17 protein-coding genes and 1 tRNA gene are annotated in these 19,428 nt (G+C 68.7%); 12 read left to right on the forward strand and 6 right to left on the reverse strand.

The features are described from left to right. Positions 1-95: 95 nt before the first annotated feature. Positions 96-182, reverse strand: a tRNA-Leu gene (locus tag Q8M88_RS03040). A 153-nt stretch (positions 183-335) separates the two neighbouring features. On the opposite strand from Q8M88_RS03040, the gene Q8M88_RS03045 reads away from it, so the two are divergent. Beyond that, positions 336-1,295, forward strand: coding sequence for a complex I NDUFA9 subunit family protein (locus Q8M88_RS03045; protein ID WP_305594771.1), 960 nt, complete (start codon positions 336-338; stop codon positions 1,293-1,295). A 71-nt stretch (positions 1,296-1,366) separates the two neighbouring features. Continuing rightward, a complete protein-coding gene (locus Q8M88_RS03050) occupies positions 1,367-2,269 on the forward strand; it encodes a sulfotransferase domain-containing protein (protein WP_305594772.1) in 903 nt (300 codons plus the stop codon). Between the two features lie 27 nt (positions 2,270-2,296). Here the strand turns inward: Q8M88_RS03050 and Q8M88_RS03055 are convergent, their stop codons facing one another. Next, on the reverse strand, positions 2,297-3,094 hold the full coding sequence (locus tag Q8M88_RS03055) for an undecaprenyl-diphosphate phosphatase (protein WP_305594773.1): 798 nt from the start codon (positions 3,092-3,094) through the stop codon (positions 2,297-2,299). 205 nt (positions 3,095-3,299) lie between these two features. Here Q8M88_RS03055 and Q8M88_RS03060 point away from each other — a divergent pair, with 205 nt between their 5' ends. The 3 genes from Q8M88_RS03060 (at position 3,300) to Q8M88_RS03070 (ending at position 10,391) form a co-directional block, all read left to right on the forward strand. Then, positions 3,300-4,748 carry an NAD(P)-dependent oxidoreductase gene (locus Q8M88_RS03060; RefSeq protein ID WP_305594774.1) on the forward strand — a complete coding sequence of 483 codons (1,449 nt, stop codon included), beginning with the start codon at positions 3,300-3,302 and terminating at the stop codon, positions 4,746-4,748. Between the two features lie 5 nt (positions 4,749-4,753). Further along, positions 4,754-9,295: a glutamate synthase large subunit gene (gene gltB / locus Q8M88_RS03065; protein ID WP_305594775.1), complete on the forward strand. Its 4,542-nt coding sequence runs from the start codon at positions 4,754-4,756 to the stop codon at positions 9,293-9,295. 76 nt (positions 9,296-9,371) lie between these two features. Continuing rightward, the gene (locus Q8M88_RS03070) at positions 9,372-10,391 is read left to right on the forward strand and encodes an aldo/keto reductase (RefSeq protein ID WP_305594776.1); all 1,020 of its coding nucleotides are present in this window, start codon (positions 9,372-9,374) and stop codon (positions 10,389-10,391) included. A 40-nt stretch (positions 10,392-10,431) separates the two neighbouring features. Here Q8M88_RS03070 and Q8M88_RS03075 read toward each other — a convergent pair whose 3' ends face one another. Further along, complete coding sequence (locus Q8M88_RS03075) at positions 10,432-10,623, reverse strand: hypothetical protein (RefSeq protein WP_305594777.1); 192 nt, start codon at positions 10,621-10,623, stop codon at positions 10,432-10,434. A 74-nt stretch (positions 10,624-10,697) separates the two neighbouring features. Next, a complete protein-coding gene (locus Q8M88_RS03080) occupies positions 10,698-12,359 on the reverse strand; it encodes a glycosyltransferase family 4 protein (RefSeq protein ID WP_305594778.1) in 1,662 nt (553 codons plus the stop codon). A 9-nt stretch (positions 12,360-12,368) separates the two neighbouring features. On the opposite strand from Q8M88_RS03080, the gene Q8M88_RS03085 reads away from it, so the two are divergent. Further along, complete coding sequence (locus Q8M88_RS03085; protein ID WP_305594779.1) at positions 12,369-13,415, forward strand: retropepsin-like aspartic protease; 1,047 nt, start codon at positions 12,369-12,371, stop codon at positions 13,413-13,415. On the opposite strand, the gene Q8M88_RS03090 is transcribed toward Q8M88_RS03085, so the two are convergent. After that, entirely contained in the window at positions 13,412-14,167 is a 756-nt protein-coding gene (locus Q8M88_RS03090; RefSeq protein WP_305594780.1) for a sulfite exporter TauE/SafE family protein, read from the reverse strand. The genes Q8M88_RS03085 and Q8M88_RS03090 overlap by 4 nt on opposite strands. Before the next feature lie 223 nt (positions 14,168-14,390). Here Q8M88_RS03090 and Q8M88_RS03095 point away from each other — a divergent pair, with 223 nt between their 5' ends. The 6 genes from Q8M88_RS03095 (at position 14,391) to Q8M88_RS03120 (ending at position 18,676) form a co-directional block, all read left to right on the forward strand. Next, on the forward strand, positions 14,391-14,693 hold the full coding sequence (locus Q8M88_RS03095) for a hypothetical protein (RefSeq protein ID WP_305594781.1): 303 nt from the start codon (positions 14,391-14,393) through the stop codon (positions 14,691-14,693). A gap of 142 nt (positions 14,694-14,835) precedes the next feature. Beyond that, positions 14,836-15,114 (forward strand): helix-turn-helix transcriptional regulator, encoded by a 279-nt coding sequence (locus tag Q8M88_RS03100; protein WP_305594782.1) that lies wholly within the window; start codon positions 14,836-14,838, stop codon positions 15,112-15,114. Positions 15,115-15,255: 141 nt separating this feature from the next. Continuing rightward, entirely contained in the window at positions 15,256-15,516 is a 261-nt protein-coding gene (locus tag Q8M88_RS03105) for a hypothetical protein (protein ID WP_305594783.1), read from the forward strand. A 121-nt stretch (positions 15,517-15,637) separates the two neighbouring features. Continuing rightward, complete coding sequence (locus Q8M88_RS03110; protein WP_305594784.1) at positions 15,638-16,057, forward strand: DoxX family protein; 420 nt, start codon at positions 15,638-15,640, stop codon at positions 16,055-16,057. A 30-nt stretch (positions 16,058-16,087) separates the two neighbouring features. Beyond that, complete coding sequence (locus Q8M88_RS03115) at positions 16,088-16,474, forward strand: VOC family protein (protein WP_305594785.1); 387 nt, start codon at positions 16,088-16,090, stop codon at positions 16,472-16,474. A gap of 105 nt (positions 16,475-16,579) precedes the next feature. Further along, positions 16,580-18,676, forward strand: coding sequence for a catalase (locus tag Q8M88_RS03120; RefSeq protein ID WP_305594786.1), 2,097 nt, complete (start codon positions 16,580-16,582; stop codon positions 18,674-18,676). Here the strand turns inward: Q8M88_RS03120 and Q8M88_RS03125 are convergent. After that, the coding region (locus tag Q8M88_RS03125; RefSeq protein ID WP_305594787.1) for an NAD(P)H-hydrate dehydratase at positions 18,673-19,428 on the reverse strand (756 nt) is incomplete at its 5' end. The two genes, Q8M88_RS03120 and Q8M88_RS03125, sit on opposite strands and share 4 nt — an antisense overlap.

The following is a 19,428-nucleotide window of genomic DNA, read 5'->3' on the forward strand; positions in this document are numbered from 1 at the left end:
AGAAGATCGGACGCGCCGGCCCTTGGCAAGCGCACATGCATGCTAATTCGATCGGCTGATTCTGGGGAAGTTTGGCGACCACCGCCCGCAGGCGGTGGTGCCCAGGAAAGGACTCGAACCTTCACGACCTTACGGCCACTGGCACCTGAAGCCAGCGCGTCTACCAATTCCGCCACCTGGGCCCCGTCCGCTTGGGAGCGGGAGGCGGGACTGATAGGGCGCCGCCCCAAAGGGGTCAACGGCGACTTGTGAGCCGATGCGCGCGCCTCGTCTCATTGCGGCGCGCAGCCGCATCGTCTATCGGCTGAGCGTCTTGTGGAGCGAAAGGGCCCCTCATGCAGAACCTGGTGACCGTGTTCGGCGGATCCGGCTTCGTCGGCTCCCAGGTCGTTCGCGCGCTCGCCAAGCGCGGCTGGCGCATCCGCGTCGCCGTGCGTCAGCCCAACCTCGCCTATGAGATGCGCCTGAACGGCGATGTGGGCCAGATCGACATCGCCCAGGCCAACGTCCGCAACGAAGCCTCGGTGCGCCGGGCGCTGGAGGGCGCGAGCGCCTGCGTCAACCTGGTCGGCGTGCTGTACGAGGGCGGCCGCCAGGGCTTCCAGGCGCTGCATGTGATGGGCGCGCGCACCATCGCCGCCGCCGCGCGCGACGAAGGCGTCCAGCAATTCGTGCAGATGTCGGCCCTGGGCGCCGATCCCGCCTCGACCGCCAAGTACGCCCGCACCAAGGCCGAAGGCGAGGCCGCCGTGCGCGAGCTGTTGCCGCGCGCGGTGGTGCTGCGTCCCTCGGTGGTGTTCGGCCCCGAGGACGATTTCTTCAACCGCTTCGCCGCCATGGCCCAGATCAGCCCCGCCCTGCCGCTGATCGGCGGCGGCCATACGCGGTTCCAGCCGGTGTTCGTCGGCGACGTGGCCCAGGCGGTCGCCGCCGTGCTGGCCGACCCCGATTGCGCGGGCCGCACCTACGAGCTGGGTGGGCCGGCGGTCTACACCTTCCGCCAGTTGATGGAGCTGGTGTTGGCCGAGACCGGGCTGCGCCGCTTCCTCGCGCCGCTGCCGTTCCCGATCGCCGGCATGCTCGGCAAGATCGCGGGCCTGCTGCCGGTGAAACCGCCGATCACCGCCGATCAGGTGGAGATGCTGCGCACGGACAACGTCCCCAGCGGCCAGGCCCCGGGGCTCGCCGATCTCGGGATCACGCCGACGTCGGCGGAGTCGATGATCGGCAGCTATCTCTATCGCTATCGCCGCGGCGGGCAGTTCGCCGATCAGGTCGCCCGCGCGCCCGCTTGACGGCCACGACGGGGCTGCACAGCCGCGCTTCCCGGGTGTAGTCTGCAGCCTCTGAACTAGGGGCTCAGACAATGGACGAGGCGACCATCGCGTGGCCGCGCAAGACGCGCGAGCTGCACAACCACCACATGGATTCCACCACCTGGAACGACTTCAGGTTCCGGGACGACGACGTCATCGTCGGAACCTACGGCAAGTCCGGCACCACCTGGACCCAGCAGATCGTCGGGCAGCTGGTCTTCAAGGGTGCGACCGACGTGCCGATCCACGAGATCTCGCCGTGGTGGGACATGCGCGTCATCCCCCCGCAGGCGCGTCAGGCGGTCGAGGCCCAGACCCATCGGCGGATCATCAAGACCCACCTGCCGGTCGACGCCCTGCTGTTCTCGCCGAAGGCCAAGTATTTGTACGTCGGCCGCGATGGGCGCGACGTGCTGTGGAGCCTCTACAACCACCACGCCAACGCCAACCAGCTCTGGTACGACGTGCTCAACGACACGCCGGGGCGCGTCGGCCCGCCGATCGAGCGGCCCGATCCCGACATCAGGCGCTACTTCCACACCTGGCTGGAACAGGACGGGCAGCCGTTCTGGTCGTTCTGGGACAACATCTCGAGTTGGTGGGCGGTGCGTCATCTGCCCAACGTCAAGCTGGTGCATTTCGCCAGGCTGAAGGCCGATCTGGCCGGCGAGATGCGCAAGATCGCCGATTTCCTGGATATCGACATCCCGGAGGCTCAATGGCCGCAGATCGTCGAGCATTGCACCTTCGACTACATGAAGGCGCACGCCGAAGAGATGGCCCCGATGGGCGGGCGGGTGTTCGAGGGCGGGGCCAAGACCTTCATCAACAAGGGCGTCAACGGCCGCTGGCACGACGTGCTGAGCCCGGCGGAAAGCCTCGCCTATGAGCGCATGGCGGTCGAAAAGCTCGGCCCCGACTGCGCCCGTTGGTTGATGACGGGTGAGGAATAGGGCGGCGTCGGGAGTGAGCTCGCGGGCCTACCGCGCCAGCAGCACGAGCCCGGCGACGCCGACCACGATCCGCCACCAGCCGAACGGGGCGAGGCCGCGCCGGCTGACGAAGTCGAGCATCGCCTTGACCACCACCAGGCCGGAGACGAACGCCACCAGGAAACCCAGGCCGATCAAGCCCGCCTGGTCAAGGTTCAGAGCATCGCGGCTCTTGTAGAGGTCATAGGCGAAGGCGCCGGCCATGGTCGGGATCGCCAGGAAGAACGAGAACTCGGCCGCCGCGCGCTTCTCCACGCCCAGCAGCACGCCGCCGACGATGGTCGCGCCCGAGCGTGACACGCCGGGGATCATCGACAGGCACTGCATGAGACCGACGCCCAGCGCTGTCGGCAGGCCGAGCTTCATGGCGTCGTGGCGGCGCGCCGGCGGCGGCCAGCGGTCGATCGCCAGCAGGGCGACGCCACCGACGATCAGCGACCAGCAGATCAGCCTGGGGCTCTCGAACAGCACCTCCTTGATCAGGTCGTGCAGCAGCACGCCAAGCACCACGGCCGGCAGGAAGGCCACCAAGACCGAGGCGATGAAGCGCCGCGCCTCAGGATCCTTCGGCGCGCGGATCAGCATGCTCCACAGCCGTTGGAAGTAGAGCGCCACCACCGCCAGGATCGCGCCCAACTGGATCAGCACGCAAAAGGTGTCCCAGAAGCCGTCCGGCAGCCCCAACGCTGATTTGGCGAGCAACAGGTGGCCCGTCGACGAAACGGGAATGAATTCCGTCAGCCCTTCGATCAGGCCGAGGATGATGGCGTTCAGCCAATCCGGCACTTGGCGTCCCCTTATGCTGCGAACGCTGAGAGAGCGCTCGGATGGTAAATAACACCTTCATCCAATTTATGGACCAAATTAGATCACCCGCTGAGCGAATCTGCAAATATCGATCATAATCGTCCTCCAGAAAGACCAATCTCTGGTCGATGTGCTTTCAACCGCCACCTTGTTCGACTAGATGGCCCTTCGAGAGGAGCCGACCATGGCCGAGCGCATGCTGAAGTTCACGACCGTGGCGCGCACGACGCCCTCCAAGCGTGACGCTGAGACGCGTGCAGGCGACTTCCATGAGATCTACGCCGACTTCATCGACGCCAAGGCGAGCGAGCAGGCGTCGCGTTGCTCCCAGTGCGGCGTGCCGTTCTGCCAGACCCACTGTCCGCTCCATAACAACATCCCCGACTGGCTGCGGATGACCGCGGAGGGTCGTCTGGAGGAGGCCTATGGGCTTTCCCAGGCGACCAATTCGATGCCGGAGATCTGCGGCCGCATCTGCCCGCAGGACCGCCTGTGCGAGGGCAACTGCGTCATTGAGCAGTCGGGCCACGGCACGGTGACCATCGGCGCCGTCGAACGCTACCTGAGCGACAAGGCCTGGGAAGAGGGCTGGGTCCAGCCGCTACGTCCCCGCGCCGATCGCGGCGCCTCCGTCGGCGTGATCGGCGCTGGCCCCGCCGGCCTCGCCGCCGCCGAACGACTGCGCGAGATGGGCTACGCGGTCACTGTCTACGACCGGCATGACCGCCCGGGCGGACTGCTGATCTACGGCATCCCCAACTTCAAGCTCGAGAAGGACGTGGTCGAGCGCCGCACTCGGCGTCTGGCCGAGGGCGGGATCGAGTTCCGCCTCAACTTCGAGGTCGGGCGCGACGCGAGCCTGACGGATTTGCGCGCCCGCCACGACGCAGTGCTGATCGCCACGGGCGTCTACGCTGCGCGCGACCTGGTGGTCCCCGGCGTCGGCTCAGCCGGCGTCGCGCCGGCGCTCGACTACCTGATCGCCTCCAACCGCGAAGGCCTGGGCGAGGCCGTGCCCGAGTTCCGCTCGGGCGAACTGAACGCAGAAGGCCGCCGCGTCGTGGTGATCGGCGGCGGCGACACCGCCATGGACTGCGTGCGCACCGCCGTGCGCCAGGGCGCGGCCAGCGTCACCTGCCTCTATCGCCGAGACCGCGCCAACATGCCGGGCTCGGCCCGCGAGGTCTCGCACGCCGAGGAGGAAGGCGTGGTGTTCGAATGGCTGGGCGCGCCGCGCGCGGTGACCGGCGAGGCCTCCGGCGTCACCGGCGTGCGGGCTGCGCGCATGCGGCTGTCGGCGCCCGACGTCACCGGCCGCCAGGGTATCGCGGAGGTCGAGGGCGCGGACTTCGACCTGCCCGCCGACCTGGTGATCAAGGCGCTGGGCTTCGATCCCGAAGACCTGCCGACCGTCTTCGACGCTCCGGGCCTCGCGGTCAGCCGCTGGGGCACGGTGAAGGCCGACCTGCGCACCCTGGAGACCAGCATGGACGGCGTGTTCGCCGCTGGCGACATCGTGCGCGGCGCGTCCCTGGTGGTCTGGGCGATCCGCGACGGCCGCGACGCCGCCGACGCCATCCACCGCCGCCTGTCGGCTCCCGCCCAGTCGGCCGCCCTGATCGCCGCGGAGTGAGCGCCATGGTCCTGAACGACACCCAACGCTATCTCGCCAACCGCCAGCGGCTGATCGACGGCCACGCCTACGACCCGTCGTCGGAACGTGACGCCTGTGGTGTCGGCCTGGTCTGCGCCGTGGACGGCAAGCCGCGCCGCGAGGTCGTCGATCTGGCGATCCGCGCGCTGAAGGCCGTCTGGCACCGGGGCGCGGTGGACGCCGACGGCAAGACCGGCGACGGCGCCGGCATCCTGCTGAGCGTCCCCCAGGACTTCTTCGCCGATCAGGTCGCGCGCATCGGCCACACGCTGCGGCCCGGGCCGGTGGTGGTCGGCCAGATCTTCCTGCCGCGCAATGACCTCGCGGATCAGGAGTCGGCCCGCACGATCGTCGAGTCCGAAGCCCTGCGCTTCGGCTTCTATATCTACGGCTGGCGTCAGGTGCCGGTGGACACGCGCGTCATCGGCGAAAAGGCCAACGCCACCCGCCCCGAGATCGAGCAGATCATGCTGTCACCGCCCGCGGGCCTCGAGGGCGAGGCGCTGGAGCGCGCCCTGTTCCTGTGCCGCCGGCGCATCGAGAAGCAGGTCGCCCAGGCGAACCTGCCGCACTTCTACATCTGCTCGCTGTCAGCCCGCTCTCTGATCTACAAGGGGATGTTCCTCGCCGAGCACATCGACGCCTTCTATCCCGACCTGACCGACGAGCGGTTCGCCGCCGCCGTGGCGATCTTCCACCAGCGCTATTCCACCAACACCTTCCCCGAATGGCGGCTGGCCCAGCCTTTCCGCATGTTGGCCCACAACGGCGAGATCAATACGATCAAGGGCAACGTCAACTGGATGCGCAGCCATGAGATCCGCATGGCCGCCACTGCGTTCGGCGACCTGGGCGAGGACGTGAAGCCGGTGATCCAGCCGGGCGGCTCGGACTCTGCGGCGCTGGACAACACCTTCGAGATCCTGGTGCGCGCCGGGCGCGACGCGCCGATGGCGAAGACGCTGTTGATCCCCGAGGCCTGGAACGCGCTCAGCGACGCCCAGATCAAGCCCGAACACAAGGCGCTCTACGCCTATTGCAACGCGGTGATGGAGCCTTGGGACGGCCCGGCGGCGGTGTGCGCCACCGACGGCCGCTGGGTGGTGGCCGGCAAGGACCGCAACGGCCTGCGTCCCATGCGCGTCGCCTACACCGATGACGGCCTGCTGATCGTCGGCTCCGAGGCCGGCATGTGCCGTGTCGAGGAGAGCAGGATCGTGCGCAAGACGCACATCGCGCCGGGCCGCATGCTGGCCGTCGACCTGGCCGAGGGCCGCCTGTACGGCGAACAGGAGATCATCGACCGCCTGGCGGGCCTGCATCCCTACGACCAGTGGTTGGGCAACATGGTCGAACTGGAGGAGGAGGTCGGTCCGGGTCCTGAAGAGCGGCTCTACGCCCGAGAAGAGCTGGTGCGCCGCCAGGCCGCCGCCGGCCTTTCGCTCGAGGACCTTGAGTTGGTCCTGGCCCCGATGGTCGAGGACGGCAAGGAAGCCGTGGGCTCGATGGGCGACGACACCCCGCTGGCGGTGCTGTCGGAGGCCTATCGGCCGCTGTCGCACTTCTTCCGGCAGAACTTCAGCCAGGTGACCAACCCGCCGATCGACTCCTTACGCGAAACCGGCGTGATGAGCCTGAAGACCCGGTTCAAGAACCTCGGCAACATCCTGGCGGAGGACGCCACCCAGACCGACGTGTTCGTGCTGGATTCCCCGGTGCTGACCAACGGCATGTACGAGCGCGTGATCGCCGCCATCGGCGAGGTCAGCATCTGTGTCATCGACTGCACCATGCCGCTCCCGGTGGCGGAATCGCGCCCTGGTGATGCTCTGCGCGCCAACCTCGACCGCATCCGCGCCGAGGCGGAGGACGCGGCGCTCCGCGGCTGTTCGACCATCGTGCTCACCGACCAGGGCTCGGGCCCGGACCGCGTCGCCCTACCGATGATCCTGGCTACCGGCGGTGTGCATTCCTGGCTGGTCCAGAAGGGGCTGCGCTCGTACGTCTCGATCATCGTGCGAGCGGCCGAGTGCCTCGACACCCACTATTTCGCGGTGCTGATCGGCGTCGGGGCGACGACGGTGAACGCCTATCTGGCGCAGGAAAGCTTCCTGGACCGGATGGAGCGCGGGCTTACCGGCGGCCGGTCGCTGCGCGAGCTCTGCCTGAACTTCAAGGGCGCTATCGAGGGCGGCCTGCTGAAGATCATCTCCAAGATGGGCATCTCGGTGATCTCGTCCTACCGCGGCGGCTACAACTTCGAGGCGGTCGGCCTGTCGCGCGCCCTGGTGGCGGAGTTCTTCCCCGGCATGCCGTCGCGCATCTCGGGCATCGGTTTGGCCGGCGTCGAGGCCAAGGCGGTCGAGCTTCACTTGCTGGCCTGGGAGCCGGGCGCCGTCCACCTGCCGGTCGGCGGATTCTACAAGGCCCGTCGCGCGGGCGAGAGCCACGCCTTCGAGGCGCGGATGATCCACACCCTGCAGCGGGCCTGCGACACCGGCGACTACGCCGCCTACAAGCGCTACGCCGAGGGCCTGCGCGCCCAGCCGGCGATCCAGTTGCGCGACCTGCTGGACTGGCGCTCCAGCGCACCGGCCGTAAACCTCGACGAGGTGGAGAGCGTCAACGAGATCCGCAAGCGCTTCGTGACGCCGGGCATGAGCCTGGGCGCGCTGTCGCCCGAGGCGCATGGCACGCTGAACATCGCCATGAACCGCATCGGGGCCAAGTCGGTATCCGGCGAGGGCGGCGAGGACTCCGCGCGCTACAAGCCGCTGCCCAACGGCGACAATCCGAATTCCGCGGTCAAGCAGATCGCCTCGGGTCGGTTCGGCGTGACCGCGGAATACCTGAACCAGTGCCGCGAGATCGAGATCAAGGTCAGCCAGGGGGCCAAGCCCGGCGAAGGCGGTCAACTGCCCGGCTTCAAGGTCACCGAGCTGATCGCGCGGCTGCGCCATGCGACGCCTGGGGTGATGCTGATCTCGCCGCCGCCGCACCACGACATCTACTCGATCGAGGATCTGGCCCAGCTCATCTACGACCTGAAGCAGATCAACCCGATCGCCCGGGTCTGCGTGAAGCTGGTGGCGATGACCGGCATCGGCGCCATCGCCGCAGGCGTCGCCAAGGCCAAGGCCGACGTGATCCTGATCTCCGGCAACGTCGGCGGCACCGGCGCCTCGTCGCAGACCTCGATCAAGCACGCCGGCGGCCCCTGGGAGATGGGCCTGTCGGAAGCCAACCAGGTCTTGACCCTGAACAACCTGCGCCACTCCGTGCGGCTGCGGGCCGACGGCGGCATGCGCACCGGCCGCGACGTGGTGATCGCCGCCATGCTGGGCGCCGAGGAGTTCGGCATCGGCACCGCGAGCCTGATCGCCATGGGCTGCATCATGGTGCGCCAGTGCCACTCCAACACCTGCCCGGTGGGCGTCTGCACCCAGGACGAGGCGTTGCGCGAGAAGTTCTCGGGCAGCCCCGACAAGGTGATCAACCTCTTCACCTTCATCGCCGAGGAGGTGCGCGAGATCCTCGCCCGGCTGGGCTTCCGAGCCTTGCGCGACATCGTCGGGCGCACCGACCTGCTGACCCAGGTCTCGCGCGGCGGCGAGCACCTGGACGACCTCGACCTCAACCCGCTGCTGGTGCGGGCCGACCCGGGATCCAACCCGCGCTGGTGCGTGGTCGAGGGCCGCAATGAGGTGCCTGACACCCTCGACGCCCAGATCGTCCGCGATGCGGCGCCGCTGCTGGAGCGCGGCGAGAAGATGCAGCTCACCTACACCGTGCAGAACACCGCGCGCGCGATCGGCGCGCGGACGTCCTCGCACATCGTCCGCCGTTTCGGCATGACCGGTCTCGCGCCCGGCCATCTGACCGTCCAGCTCAAGGGTTCGGCCGGCCAGAGCCTGGGCGCCTTCGCCGTGCAGGGCTTGCGCGTCGAACTGACTGGCGAGGCCAACGACTACGTCGGCAAGGGGCTGTCCGGTGCGACCCTGGTGATCCGGCCCTCGCCGCACCTGGCCGACCCGCACGTCAACGCGCTGATCGGCAACACCGTGCTTTATGGCGCGACGTCGGGCCGGCTGTTCGCCGCCGGCCTGGCGGGCGAGCGCTTCGGCGTGCGCAACTCCGGCGCTGTCACCGTGGTGGAGGGCTGCGGCGCCAACGGGCTGGAATACATGACTGGCGGAACCGCGGTGATCCTGGGTCCCGTGGGCTTCAACTTCGCGGCCGGCATGACCGGCGGCATGGCGTTCGTGCTGGACGTCGACGGCCGCTTCGAGGTCTCGGTCAATCCGGACAGCGTGGTGCTGCGTCCCGTCGCCTCCGCCCATTGGGAAGGCGTGCTGCATGCCCTTGTCGAGGAGCACGCCCGCGAGACCGGCTCGCCGTTTGCGCAGGACATCCTGCGTGACTGGGCCCGTCGCCTGCCGCAGTTCCGCCAGGTCGTGCCGAAGGAAATGCTGGGCCGCCTAGACGCGCCGCTGGAGCGCGAAGAGGCCGTCCACCACCGCGCCTAGTCGCTGAGGTGCAGTTTCCCGACTGGATTGGCGTGGTAAACGCGGACCCACGAATTCCAGCTAAGGAAACGACGTCATGCAATACCGTTCACTGGGCCGCAGCGGTCTCAAGGTCTCCGAGCTTTGCCTTGGAGCGATGATGTTCGGCGGCCAGACCGACGAGCCGACCTCCAAGCGCATCATCGACAAGGCGCGCGACAAGGGGGTCAACTTCATCGACACCGCCGACGTCTACAACGCCGGCAAGTCTGAGGAAGTGGTCGGCCGCGCGGTCGCCGCCCAGCGCGACGACTGGATCATCGCCACCAAGGTCGCGGGCAACATGGGGCGCGGCCCGAACGAGTCCGGCGCCTCGCGCAAGTGGATCATGCGTGAAACCGACGACAGCCTGAAGCGCCTCGGCACCTCCTATATCGACGTCTATTATCTGCACCGAGAGGACCATTCGACGCCCCTGACCGAGACGGCGCGGGCGATGGGCGACCTGATCGCCCAGGGCAAGATCCGCTACTTCGGAGTGTCGAACTACCGGTCCTGGCGCATCGCCGAGATGTGCCGCATCTGCGACGACCTGGGCATCGATCGCCCGGTGGTCAGCCAGCCCGCCTACAACGCCATGAACCGCACGCCGGAGATCGAGCACCTGCCGGCATGCGACTACTACGGCCTGGGCGTGGTGCCTTACAGCCCGCTGGCCCGTGGCGTGCTGACCGGCAAGTACGATCCCGACGCGCAGCCCGCCGCCGACACCCGCGCCGCCCGCAACGATCCGCGCCTGTTGCAGACCGAGTTCCGTCGCGAGTCCATGCAGCACGCTCGCGAGATCAAGAGCCACGTCGAGGCCAAGGGCGCCAACACCACCGCCTTCGCCGTGCAATGGGTGCTGAACAACGCCTCGGTCAGCTCGGTGATCGCCGGGCCTCGCACCGAGGAGCAGTGGGACGACTACCTCGCCGCCATGGACTATGGCTTCACCGCCGAGGACGAGGCGCTGGTCAACCGACTGGTGGCCACCGGCCACCCCTCGACGCCCGGCTATAACGACCCGGCCTATCCGATCGAAGGCCGCCGGGTGCGGGTCGCCGCGGCCACCTGAGCCAAGGTCGGCGGGCCGGCGCGAAGCCGGCCCGTCACGCTCATCTCGCCGAGTTGGCGCCTTGGGTCTTGCCGGGTTCGATATGACCCGTGTCGACGCCGCTGCTCAGGCCCTCGCCCGGCGCCGCGCCACCGCCCGTGGGCTTGCTGTTCTGGCGCTGTTGTTGTCCGGGCGTCGGCCGTTGCGGGTCGGCGGTCTGTTGCTGCGGATCGCGGTTCTTGTCGTCGCTCATCAGAGGACTCCACGGTTGCTGGGGAGCCCGACCAACGGCCGGACGCGCCGCGGCGTTCCTGCACCCAAGCTTGCTCAGCCGCCGACCCAATCGAGCATCCCGAGCTTCATCATCCAGATGAGGCCGAGTTCCACGGCGCGCCGTCGCTGAACGGGAAAGCGCTCCAGCACCGCACGGACCGTGCCAGCCCCGTCCACCACCGCGGCCAGCGCCTGCCCGCACTCGGCTGGCGTCGCCCGCCAGATCGCCGCCACCTGGTCCAGCTCCAGGCTCGCTGCGCGCGTCAGGTCTGCAGGCCCCGCCTGCGGCCTGGCGATCAGCCGCATGTCCAGGTGCAACACCCAGGTGGCGAAGCCTGCGAAGTCGGCGAACGGCTCGCCCTTCAGCGGATTGTCGCGGTGGCGGCTCTCTACGTCGGGCGCGGCGGCGCGGATCTGCGTGAGCTCGTCGAACAGCGCGTTGAGCTGGCCGATCACCACCGGCCAGTCAAACGCCTCGCGCACCCTCTGGCGTCCGGACGCGCCCATCCGCCGCCGAAGTTCGGGCGAGCGGATCAGCTCTGCGAGGGCGGCGGCGGCGGCCGGCACGTTGACGGCGGTGTACTGCGCGACGCTGCCTACATAGGTCTGGTAGGAATCCAGCCCCATCACATGACGGCCGCTGAGCGCGCGCCCCAGCGCCGGCGACGGCCCGCCCAGCGTCGGAATCAGGAAGCCGTCGCGCCCGTCGCGCACCGTGTAGCGATAGCCGTCCCAGTCGCTGACCACCACGGGCAGTCCCGAGGCCATCGCCTCCAGTGGGGTGATGCCGAAGGTCTCCTGAATGTTGTCGACCAGCGACAGGAAGATGTCGGCGCCGGCCCACACCTCGCCCAGCAGCGCGCGGTCGTTGCCGTCCAGCAGGTGCAGCGGCACGGACGGCGCGTAGGCGCGGGCGGTCGCCTCGTACATCGCCCGGTGCTCGGGCTCGGGAAACCAGCCGGCCATGGCGAAATGGACCCGCACGCCGGTCGCCTGGGCCGCCTCCTCCAGCGCCCGGAACATCGGCTGCGGAAACGCCTTCTCGAAATACGATAGCCGGCCGACCCAGATCGCCAGGACATCGTCGGCGCCAAGCCCCAGCCGGGCGCGCAGCGCGGCGCGGGCGTCCCGTCTATCGGCGGCGGCGCTCAGGCGCGGCAGGTCGACGCCCAGCGGGACCAACGGCAGCATCGGACGGGGTCCCGGCTTGCCCGCGAACCGCTCGGCCAGGTAGTCGCCCCATGCGTCGAACATCTGCGTCGTCTGGGCCTGGACGGCGGGCGAGGTGCAGATCAGCGCGTCCCAGGGTTGGGTCGGGCCAACGGCGGCCATGCCGATGGTCTGGCGTGTGGCGGGCGGCGCCAGGGTGTGGATCAGACCCACCAGGCTGAACGCCCGATCGCCGAGGCTGCGCCGCCGCAGCCATGCGAGGTCATAGAGGTCGGGGCGGCCGCGCAGCACGACGCCGGCGGCCTGCGCTGCGCCCTGGTCCAGCACGCTGCCTATGGTCAGCCGTGGAGGCTGTGCGGCGCCCTCGCGCAGCACGTCGATCTCGCCCGCGCCCACCTCGACGTGGCTGAGCACGTGCAGGGCTTCGTAGCCGCCGTGATGGGCCAGCGCCCGGAACAGCTCGAAGTTGGCGACGTCCATGCCGAACGGATTGTTTCGGACGCCCATTCGGCCGGAGGGATGGTGGATCGCTAGGCGGGCGGGCAAGATGGGCTCGTGTCGGCGGGAGGGCAGGGCGGGGTCATCCTGTGCCTCCATCGCATCCGCACGGCAAGCCGGCCGACGCTGGCGCATCCACGCGCGCCGGGCCATATCGCAGGCTTGGTCGCACGTCGCTCATTCCTCAAGCAGGTCGCCTGGCTGGGCGCGGCCGGCGGCGCGGCGTGGCTGCTGCGCGATCAGGTGCTGTGGCGCGCGCCTCGCGCGACCTTCGCACCAGGCGCGCAGACCAGCGGCTGGCTCACCTTCGCCGCGTGGCGCCAACCCCTGGTGACCCTCGACGTCAGGGTCGGCGAGACGCCTGTGCGGGCGCTGCTGGACAGCGGCGCCCAGTATTCGGTGATCGACGCCTCGCTCGCGCAGGGTCTTGGCCTGCCGCGGTTGGGCGTGCCGATCCTCGCGCATGGCGCCGGCGGCGACGCCCAGCTCGGCCGTGGAGTCGGCTTGGATGTGCAGCTGGGCGACCTGCGCATCCAAAACCTCCGCGCCGCGGTGCTCGACCTCGGACCGATCACCGGTGCGGCGGGCCTCTCAACGCCGCTGATCCTCGGCCAGGATGTATTGGGCGAGGTCATGGCCGACATCGACTTTCCCGCCCGGCGCGCGCGCTTCTTCCCGCCTGGCCAGATGTCGCCGCCTCCGGGCGCTGTCGCCGCCGCCACGCGCCGGAAGGGCCGCGCGCTGATGGTTGAGGTGCTGGTCGAAGACGCCGCGCTGGAGGTGCTCCTGGACACCGGGGCTTCCTCCACCCTGGCTCTGGCGTCGGACGTCGCCGAAGCCGTGGGTCTCATGGACGGGCGCGCGACGCGTCCTGCCCCGACCATCGTCCTGGGCGGCGTGACCCAGAGCCGGGTCGTCCGCGCGCGCAGCCTGGTGATGGCCGGCCTGCCGTTCGGGGCGGTGGACGTCCATGTCTTCGCCCAGCGACAGCTGCCCGGGTTCCCCAAGGGCCTGCTGGGCGTCGAAGCCCTGCGAACGTTCCGTGTGCTGATCGATCTCGCAGCGGGGCGAATGCACCTCTCAGGTGTGCGGCCGCATCCTTAGTTGGGACCGTACCCGCGCCAGAAGAACACCGCGGTGGTCACCCAGGTGACCGCGATGACAACTATCCGCACGACGCCAGCCGGCAACCGCCCGCCCGCCTTCGCGCCCCAGTATCCGCCGATCACGCCCCCGGCCAGCACCGCGATCGCCTGAGGCCACCACACAGCGCCGGCGATGATGAAGCAGGTCACCGCCGCCGCGTTCGCCGCCGCCACCGTGGCCAGTCGCGCGGGCGCCGCGGCCTGGAAGTCCAGTTCGCTGAGCAGAGCCCAGAGCGCCATGGTGATCAGTCCCACGGCGCCGCCGAAGTAGCCGCCGTAGATCGCCACGACGAACTGGCCTATCAGGGTCGTTCGCGGCCCGATCTTGTGGCCGCGCACCGCCAGCCAGGCGCGCAGCTTGCCGCCGAAGAGGATCATCATCGCCGCCAGCAGCAGCAGCCAAGGCAGCACCTTGTCGAACACCGCGCCGGGCGTGAACAGCAACAGCAGCGCGCCGGCCAGGCCGCCGGCGACGCTCACAACCACCAGCGCCCTCAGGCTCACCGGTCCGATCGGCTGGAGCTGCTTTCGATAGGCCCAGACGCTGGACAGCGCGGCAGGGAACAGGGCGACCGTGGATGAAGCATTGGCCAGGACGGGCGGCACGCCCGCTGCGATCAGCGCAGGCAGGGTGACGAAGGTGCCGCCCCCGGCGACGGCGTTCATCGCACCGGCGATCACGCCCGCGGCGACCAGAATCAACAGTTCCATGGGCCTGCCTCAACGGACTCTGGCGGCCCGGATTTGTTACGTTGCAACGTAGAAACATACATGCCCGATTCCGGGTGGTTCCATGCGCAATCCGCCACGGATCAGCAGGAATCGGACGCGATGAACCTCAAATGGTCGACAAACCGATCGATATATGACGTTACAGGCCCTTGGTAGCATGGCCGCCGAGCCTTTCGCGCGGTCTCTGATGGGGATAATCTAAATGATTCAGTTCAAGTCGGCCGCCATTGGCGCGGCCCTGATCGCGCTCGTCGGCGGCGCCGCTTTCGCTCACGAAGGTCATGATCACGCGGCGGAAACCAAGCTCGCCGCCAACCAAGCGCCGGCGTCCGAAACGCCCGCCAGCGAGCCCGCCAAGGAAGCCGCCGCCGCGCCGGCGATGACCAAGGCCGAAATCGCGCAAATGAAGACCTGCAAGTCGCTGGCTTACCGCACGATGCTCCGCAACAAGATGTGCAAGGCCTTTGTCGCCGCGCATCCGACCGCGATCCCGGCGCCGAACTAAGCCGATCGGCTTTCCCTGACGTCCGACGGCCGCAGCGTCGTCGGGCGCCAGTCGGCCTTGACGTCGGCTCCCGCGGCGCAGAACGCTCTCCGATATGATGCACAGCGGTTGTGCGGTTGATTGCGCGATATTAGTTAAGAATATGCTTAACCAAACAGCACCCCTGGATCGCATTTTCCATGCGCTCGGTGATCCGACGCGCCGCGCCATCGTCGAGCGTTTGGGGCGCGGCCCGGCCTCGGTCAGCGAGCTCGCCGCGCCTCTGTCGATGACGCTGCCGGCGGTCGTCCAGCACCTCCACGTCCTCGAGGCCAGCGGCCTGATCAGTTCGCACAAGTCCGGCCGCGTGCGCACCTGCACCCTGCAGCCCGCTGTCCTTCACGATATCGAGCGCTGGGTGGCCGCGCGCCGCCCAGGTTGACGAAGCGTCGCATCGCGATCCCATCGCGCACGCATGCGATCAGGCGTATGGTCATCGCGTCGCTGCGGTGCCGTTTTCAGCAAGTTCTCCGCAACCGACCCGTGTCGCGCGCTTTCGTTCAATGAGAATGGAGCTGCTGAGATGATCACGCCTGAGCAGGACGGCTTATCCAACCCCAGACGCCCGCTGCCGCCGGAAGAGCGCGGGCGCACCGCCCACGGTCTCGACGGCAACGAACGGCTGCCCAACGGCGAGCTTCGCGCAAGTGCGGTGGCTCACCCGGAGAACTTCACCCGCAACACCGGCGAGGGCGCCGTGGTCCGGGACGATCGGCCGGACGGGACTGAAATCCCGACGGACGCCGACGGCGCCATCCTGCCCTCTGACGCCCGCGGCGGCTGACCCGATCGGGGCAGCATGAGGAAAAGCCGACGGGACTTGTCGGCGAGTGACCATTGCGCACGTCCTTGCATCGAACGAGGGCCATGGCGGACTCCATGGCGACCTCTGCAAGGAGACGCGCATGACCACCGCCACCCCCGCTGACAGCGCCGCGCCCAGCTCAGGCAAGGCCATGCTCTGGACCGGCCGCGTGCTCAGCGCCGCCTTCGTCCTGTTCATGGTCATGGACATGGCGATCAAGCTGATCGGCATGAAGGTCGTGGACGACACGATGGTGCAGATGGGCTGGCCGCCGGAGCTGGCCCGCGGCATCGGCGTGATGGAGCTGATCTTCGTGGCGCTTTATGTGTTCCCGCGCACCTCGGTGCTCGGCGCGGTGCTGATGACCGGCGTCCTGGGCGGGGCCGTCGCCACCCACGTGCGCATCGCCGATCCGCTGTTCAGCCACATCCTGTTCGGCGTCTACCTTGGCCTGGCGATGTGGGGCGGCCTCTATCTGCGCGACCCGCGGTTGCGGGCTCTGTTCCCCATCCGCCGCTGATCCCACCATCCGTTCGAGGAGCCGCCCACCATGCGTATGATTTTCGTCAACCTGCCCGTGAAGGACCTTCCCGCCTCAAAGGCCTTCTTTTCCGCCCTCGGGTTCACCTTCAACGCGGACTACACCAACGATGACGGCGCCTGCATGGTGATCGAGGAGAACATCTACGCCATGCTCCTCACCCAGACCCGCTTCCGAGACTTCATCAACGGCGAGATCGGCGACGGGGCCAAGGCCACCGAGGTGATCACCTGCCTGTCGGCGGACAGTCGCGCGGAAGTCGACGAGACTCTCGCCAAGGCCCTCGCGGCCGGCGGCAAGCCCTGGAAGCCGGTCATGGAACACGGCCCGATGTACGGCTGCAGCTTCCAGGATCTCGACGGCCATGTGTGGGAAGTGATGCACATGCCGGGCTGACGACGCGCGGGCTTCGCGAAGATCGACGTATTCCTCCGTCACCAATTCCCTCGGGTCGCGTTGGGCTGAAGCATTCGCTTCAACCAGCCCAACGGGATCCCGAACATGGCCACCTCCAAGGCGCCGCCGCCCAGCCCGATCCAGACCTCTGTTGGGAACGGTGGCGAAACCCATCAGACCACCGCCAACCCCGCCGAGCGTCTGACCACCAACCATGGCGTGCCGCTCAGCGACAACCAGAATTCGCTGAAAGCCGGCGCGCGCGGCGCGACCCTGCTGGAGGACTTCATCCTCCGCGAAAAGATCCAGCACTTCGACCACGAGCGCATCCCCGAGCGCATCGTCCACGCCCGCGGCTCGGCCGCCCACGGCTACTTCGAGCTGACGGAATCCCTGGCCCAGTACACCCGCGCCAAGGTGCTGACCGAGGTCGGCGCCCGCACCGAGGTGTTCACCCGCTTCTCCACCGTGGCCGGCGGCGCGGGCTCGGTGGACACGCCCCGCGACGTGCGCGGCTTCGCGGTGAAGCTCTACACCAAAGAAGGCAACTGGGACCTCGTCGGCAACAACATCCCTGTGTTCTTCATCCAGGACGCGATCAAGTTCCCGGACCTGGTCCACGCCGTGAAGATGGAGGCCGATCGCGGCTATCCGCAGGCGGCCAGCGCTCACGACACCTTCTGGGACTTCGTGGGCCTGATGCCGGAGACCACCCACATGATCATGTGGGCGATGTCGGACCGTGGCATCCCGCGCTCGCTGCGGATGATCGAGGGCTTCGGCGTCAACACCTTCCGCCTGCTGAACGACAAGGACGAGGCGACCTTCGTCAAGTTCCATTGGCGGCCGAAGCTCGGCGCCCAGTCCACCTGCTGGGACGAGGCGGTGAAGATCGCCGGCGCCGATCCGGACTATCACCGCCGCGACCTGTTCGAGGCGATCGACGAGGGTGATTTCCCGGAATGGGAGTTCGGCGTCCAACTGCTTAGCCAGGCCGAGGCCGACGCCCTTCCGTTCGACATCCTCGACGCCACCAAGGTGATCCCCGAGGAGCTGGTTCCGATCCGCGTCGTCGGGCGCATGGTGCTGGACCGCAACCCCGACAACTTCTTCGCCGAGACCGAGCAGGCCGCCTTCCTGCCCACCAACATGCCGCCCGGCATCGACGTGTCGGAAGACCCGCTGCTGCAGGGCCGGCTGTTCTCCTACCAGGACACCCAGCTCTCGCGCCTGGGGACGGTCAACTTCCACCAGTTGCCGATCAACCAGGCCAAGGGCTGCCCGTTCATGAACATGCAGCGGGACGGCCACATGCAGACCCAGGTGTTCAAGGGTCGCGCCAATTACGAGCCTAACAGCCTGGCCGAGGCGGGCGAGATCGGCGGCCCGCGCGAGGATCCCAAGGGCGGGTTCCGCACGACCGCCGTGCCGCTGGAGGGCGCGAAAGTCCGGCTGCGCGCCGAAACCTTCGCCGACCACTATAGCCACGCGCGGCTGTTCTTCCGCTCGCAGACCCCGATCGAGCAGGCCCACCTGGCCAGCGCCATCGTCTTCGAACTGTCCAAGGTGACGCTGGACCACGTGCGTGAGCGGGTGCTCGCCAACCTGCAGAACGTCGACGCCGAACTGGCGAACCGCGTCGCGGCGGGACTGGGGCTGCCCCTGCCCAAGGCCTCCAAGCCTGCTGTGGCGGCCCAGGATATGGAGCCGTCGCCGGCCTTGCGTATCGTCGGCAAGTATCCGCCGACGCTGAAGGGCAGGGCGGTGGCCATCCTGGTCACCGAAGGCGCCGATGGCGCGGTGGTCGAGGCCGTTCGCAAAGCCGCAACGGCCGAGGGCGCCAGCGTCAAGATCATCGCCCCGAAGATCGGCGGCGTGCAGCTGAAGGACGGTACGCAACTGCCGGCCGACGGCCAACTCGCCGGCTCGCCGTCGGTGCTGTTCGACGCAGTCGCTCTGGTGCTGTCGGAAGCCGGCTGCGCCGATCTGCTGAACGAGGGCGCCGCCGTCGACTTCGCCAAGGACGCCTTCGGGCACCTGAAGGCTATCGGCTACACCGCCCAGAGCCAGCCGCTGCTCGACAAGGCCGGCGTCGTCCCCGATCCGGGCGTCGTCGACCTCGCTAACGGCGCCGAAGCCTTCATCGCCCCGGCGCGCACGCGTCAGTGGGAGCGTGAGCCCGGCGTGCGCAAGCTGGCCTAGACGTTAGCCCCTGCGTCCGCGAGCAACCCCGGGATCTCCGCGGGCAGCTCGCGGGCCAGGAACCCCAGCGGTCCGATCCGTTGCGACAGCCGCGCGCCAGCGCCGCCATGCAGGCAGACGCCCCAGACCGCCGCCGCCAGCGGGGATGCGCCACGCGCCAACAGCCCGGCGATCACCCCCGCCAGCACATCGCCCGAGCCGGACGTCGCCAATCCGATGACGCCGCCTGCGTGGCTCCATGCCCGTCCGTCCGGCGAGACGATGAAGGTCTCCTCGCCCTTCATCACCACGATCGCGTGCAGGGCCTGGGCGACGAGGCGCGCGGCCTCCAGCGGCGCGTCCGCCACCGCCTGCTTGCTCCATCCTGTCAGGCTGGCCATCTCGCCAGCGTGCGGCGTCAACACCAGCCGCCCTCCAAGCGTGCGTGTCGCCTGGGCATGCAGGTCCAGGCCGGTCATCGCCGCTGCGTCGATCACGAACGCCGCCTGGGTCTCCTGCCGCATCAGCCGGCAAGCCAGTTCGGCGGCGGCGGCCTCGTCCGCCATGCCGGGGCCGACCACGACCGAATGCGCGCGGCCCACATGGGCCTCCAGGTCTTTCGCGGCCTCCGCAGCCAGCTCGCCGGCGGCGTCAGCCGCGACGGCGACGACTGCGGCCTCGGGAACCGCCAGTCCCATCGCCAGCGCGGCCCCGGCGGTCGCCGCAAGCTGCAGCTTGCCGGCGCCCGCCCGCAACGCCGCGACGCCGGTGAG

The sequence above is a fragment of the Phenylobacterium sp. genome (assembly GCF_030693805.1).
In the GTDB taxonomy this organism is placed as follows: domain Bacteria; phylum Pseudomonadota; class Alphaproteobacteria; order Caulobacterales; family Caulobacteraceae; genus Phenylobacterium.

Excerpts from the sequence above, each read along its gene's own strand:
- Q8M88_RS03045 (WP_305594771.1), top strand. The coding sequence starts at position 336 with ATGCAGAACCTGGTGACCGTGTTCGGCGGATCCGGCTTCGTCGGCTCC.
- Q8M88_RS03050 (WP_305594772.1), top strand. The coding sequence starts at position 1,367 with ATGGACGAGGCGACCATCGCGTGGCCGCGCAAGACGCGCGAGCTGCAC.
- Q8M88_RS03060 (WP_305594774.1), top strand. The coding sequence starts at position 3,300 with ATGGCCGAGCGCATGCTGAAGTTCACGACCGTGGCGCGCACGACGCCC.
- gltB (WP_305594775.1), top strand. The coding sequence starts at position 4,754 with ATGGTCCTGAACGACACCCAACGCTATCTCGCCAACCGCCAGCGGCTG.
- Q8M88_RS03070 (WP_305594776.1), top strand. The coding sequence starts at position 9,372 with ATGCAATACCGTTCACTGGGCCGCAGCGGTCTCAAGGTCTCCGAGCTT.
- Q8M88_RS03075 (WP_305594777.1), bottom strand. The coding sequence starts at position 10,623 with ATGAGCGACGACAAGAACCGCGATCCGCAGCAACAGACCGCCGACCCG.
- Q8M88_RS03090 (WP_305594780.1), bottom strand. The coding sequence starts at position 14,167 with ATGGAACTGTTGATTCTGGTCGCCGCGGGCGTGATCGCCGGTGCGATG.
- Q8M88_RS03095 (WP_305594781.1), top strand. The coding sequence starts at position 14,391 with ATGATTCAGTTCAAGTCGGCCGCCATTGGCGCGGCCCTGATCGCGCTC.
- Q8M88_RS03100 (WP_305594782.1), top strand. The coding sequence starts at position 14,836 with ATGCTTAACCAAACAGCACCCCTGGATCGCATTTTCCATGCGCTCGGT.
- Q8M88_RS03105 (WP_305594783.1), top strand. The coding sequence starts at position 15,256 with ATGATCACGCCTGAGCAGGACGGCTTATCCAACCCCAGACGCCCGCTG.
- Q8M88_RS03110 (WP_305594784.1), top strand. The coding sequence starts at position 15,638 with ATGACCACCGCCACCCCCGCTGACAGCGCCGCGCCCAGCTCAGGCAAG.
- Q8M88_RS03115 (WP_305594785.1), top strand. The coding sequence starts at position 16,088 with ATGCGTATGATTTTCGTCAACCTGCCCGTGAAGGACCTTCCCGCCTCA.
- Q8M88_RS03120 (WP_305594786.1), top strand. The coding sequence starts at position 16,580 with ATGGCCACCTCCAAGGCGCCGCCGCCCAGCCCGATCCAGACCTCTGTT.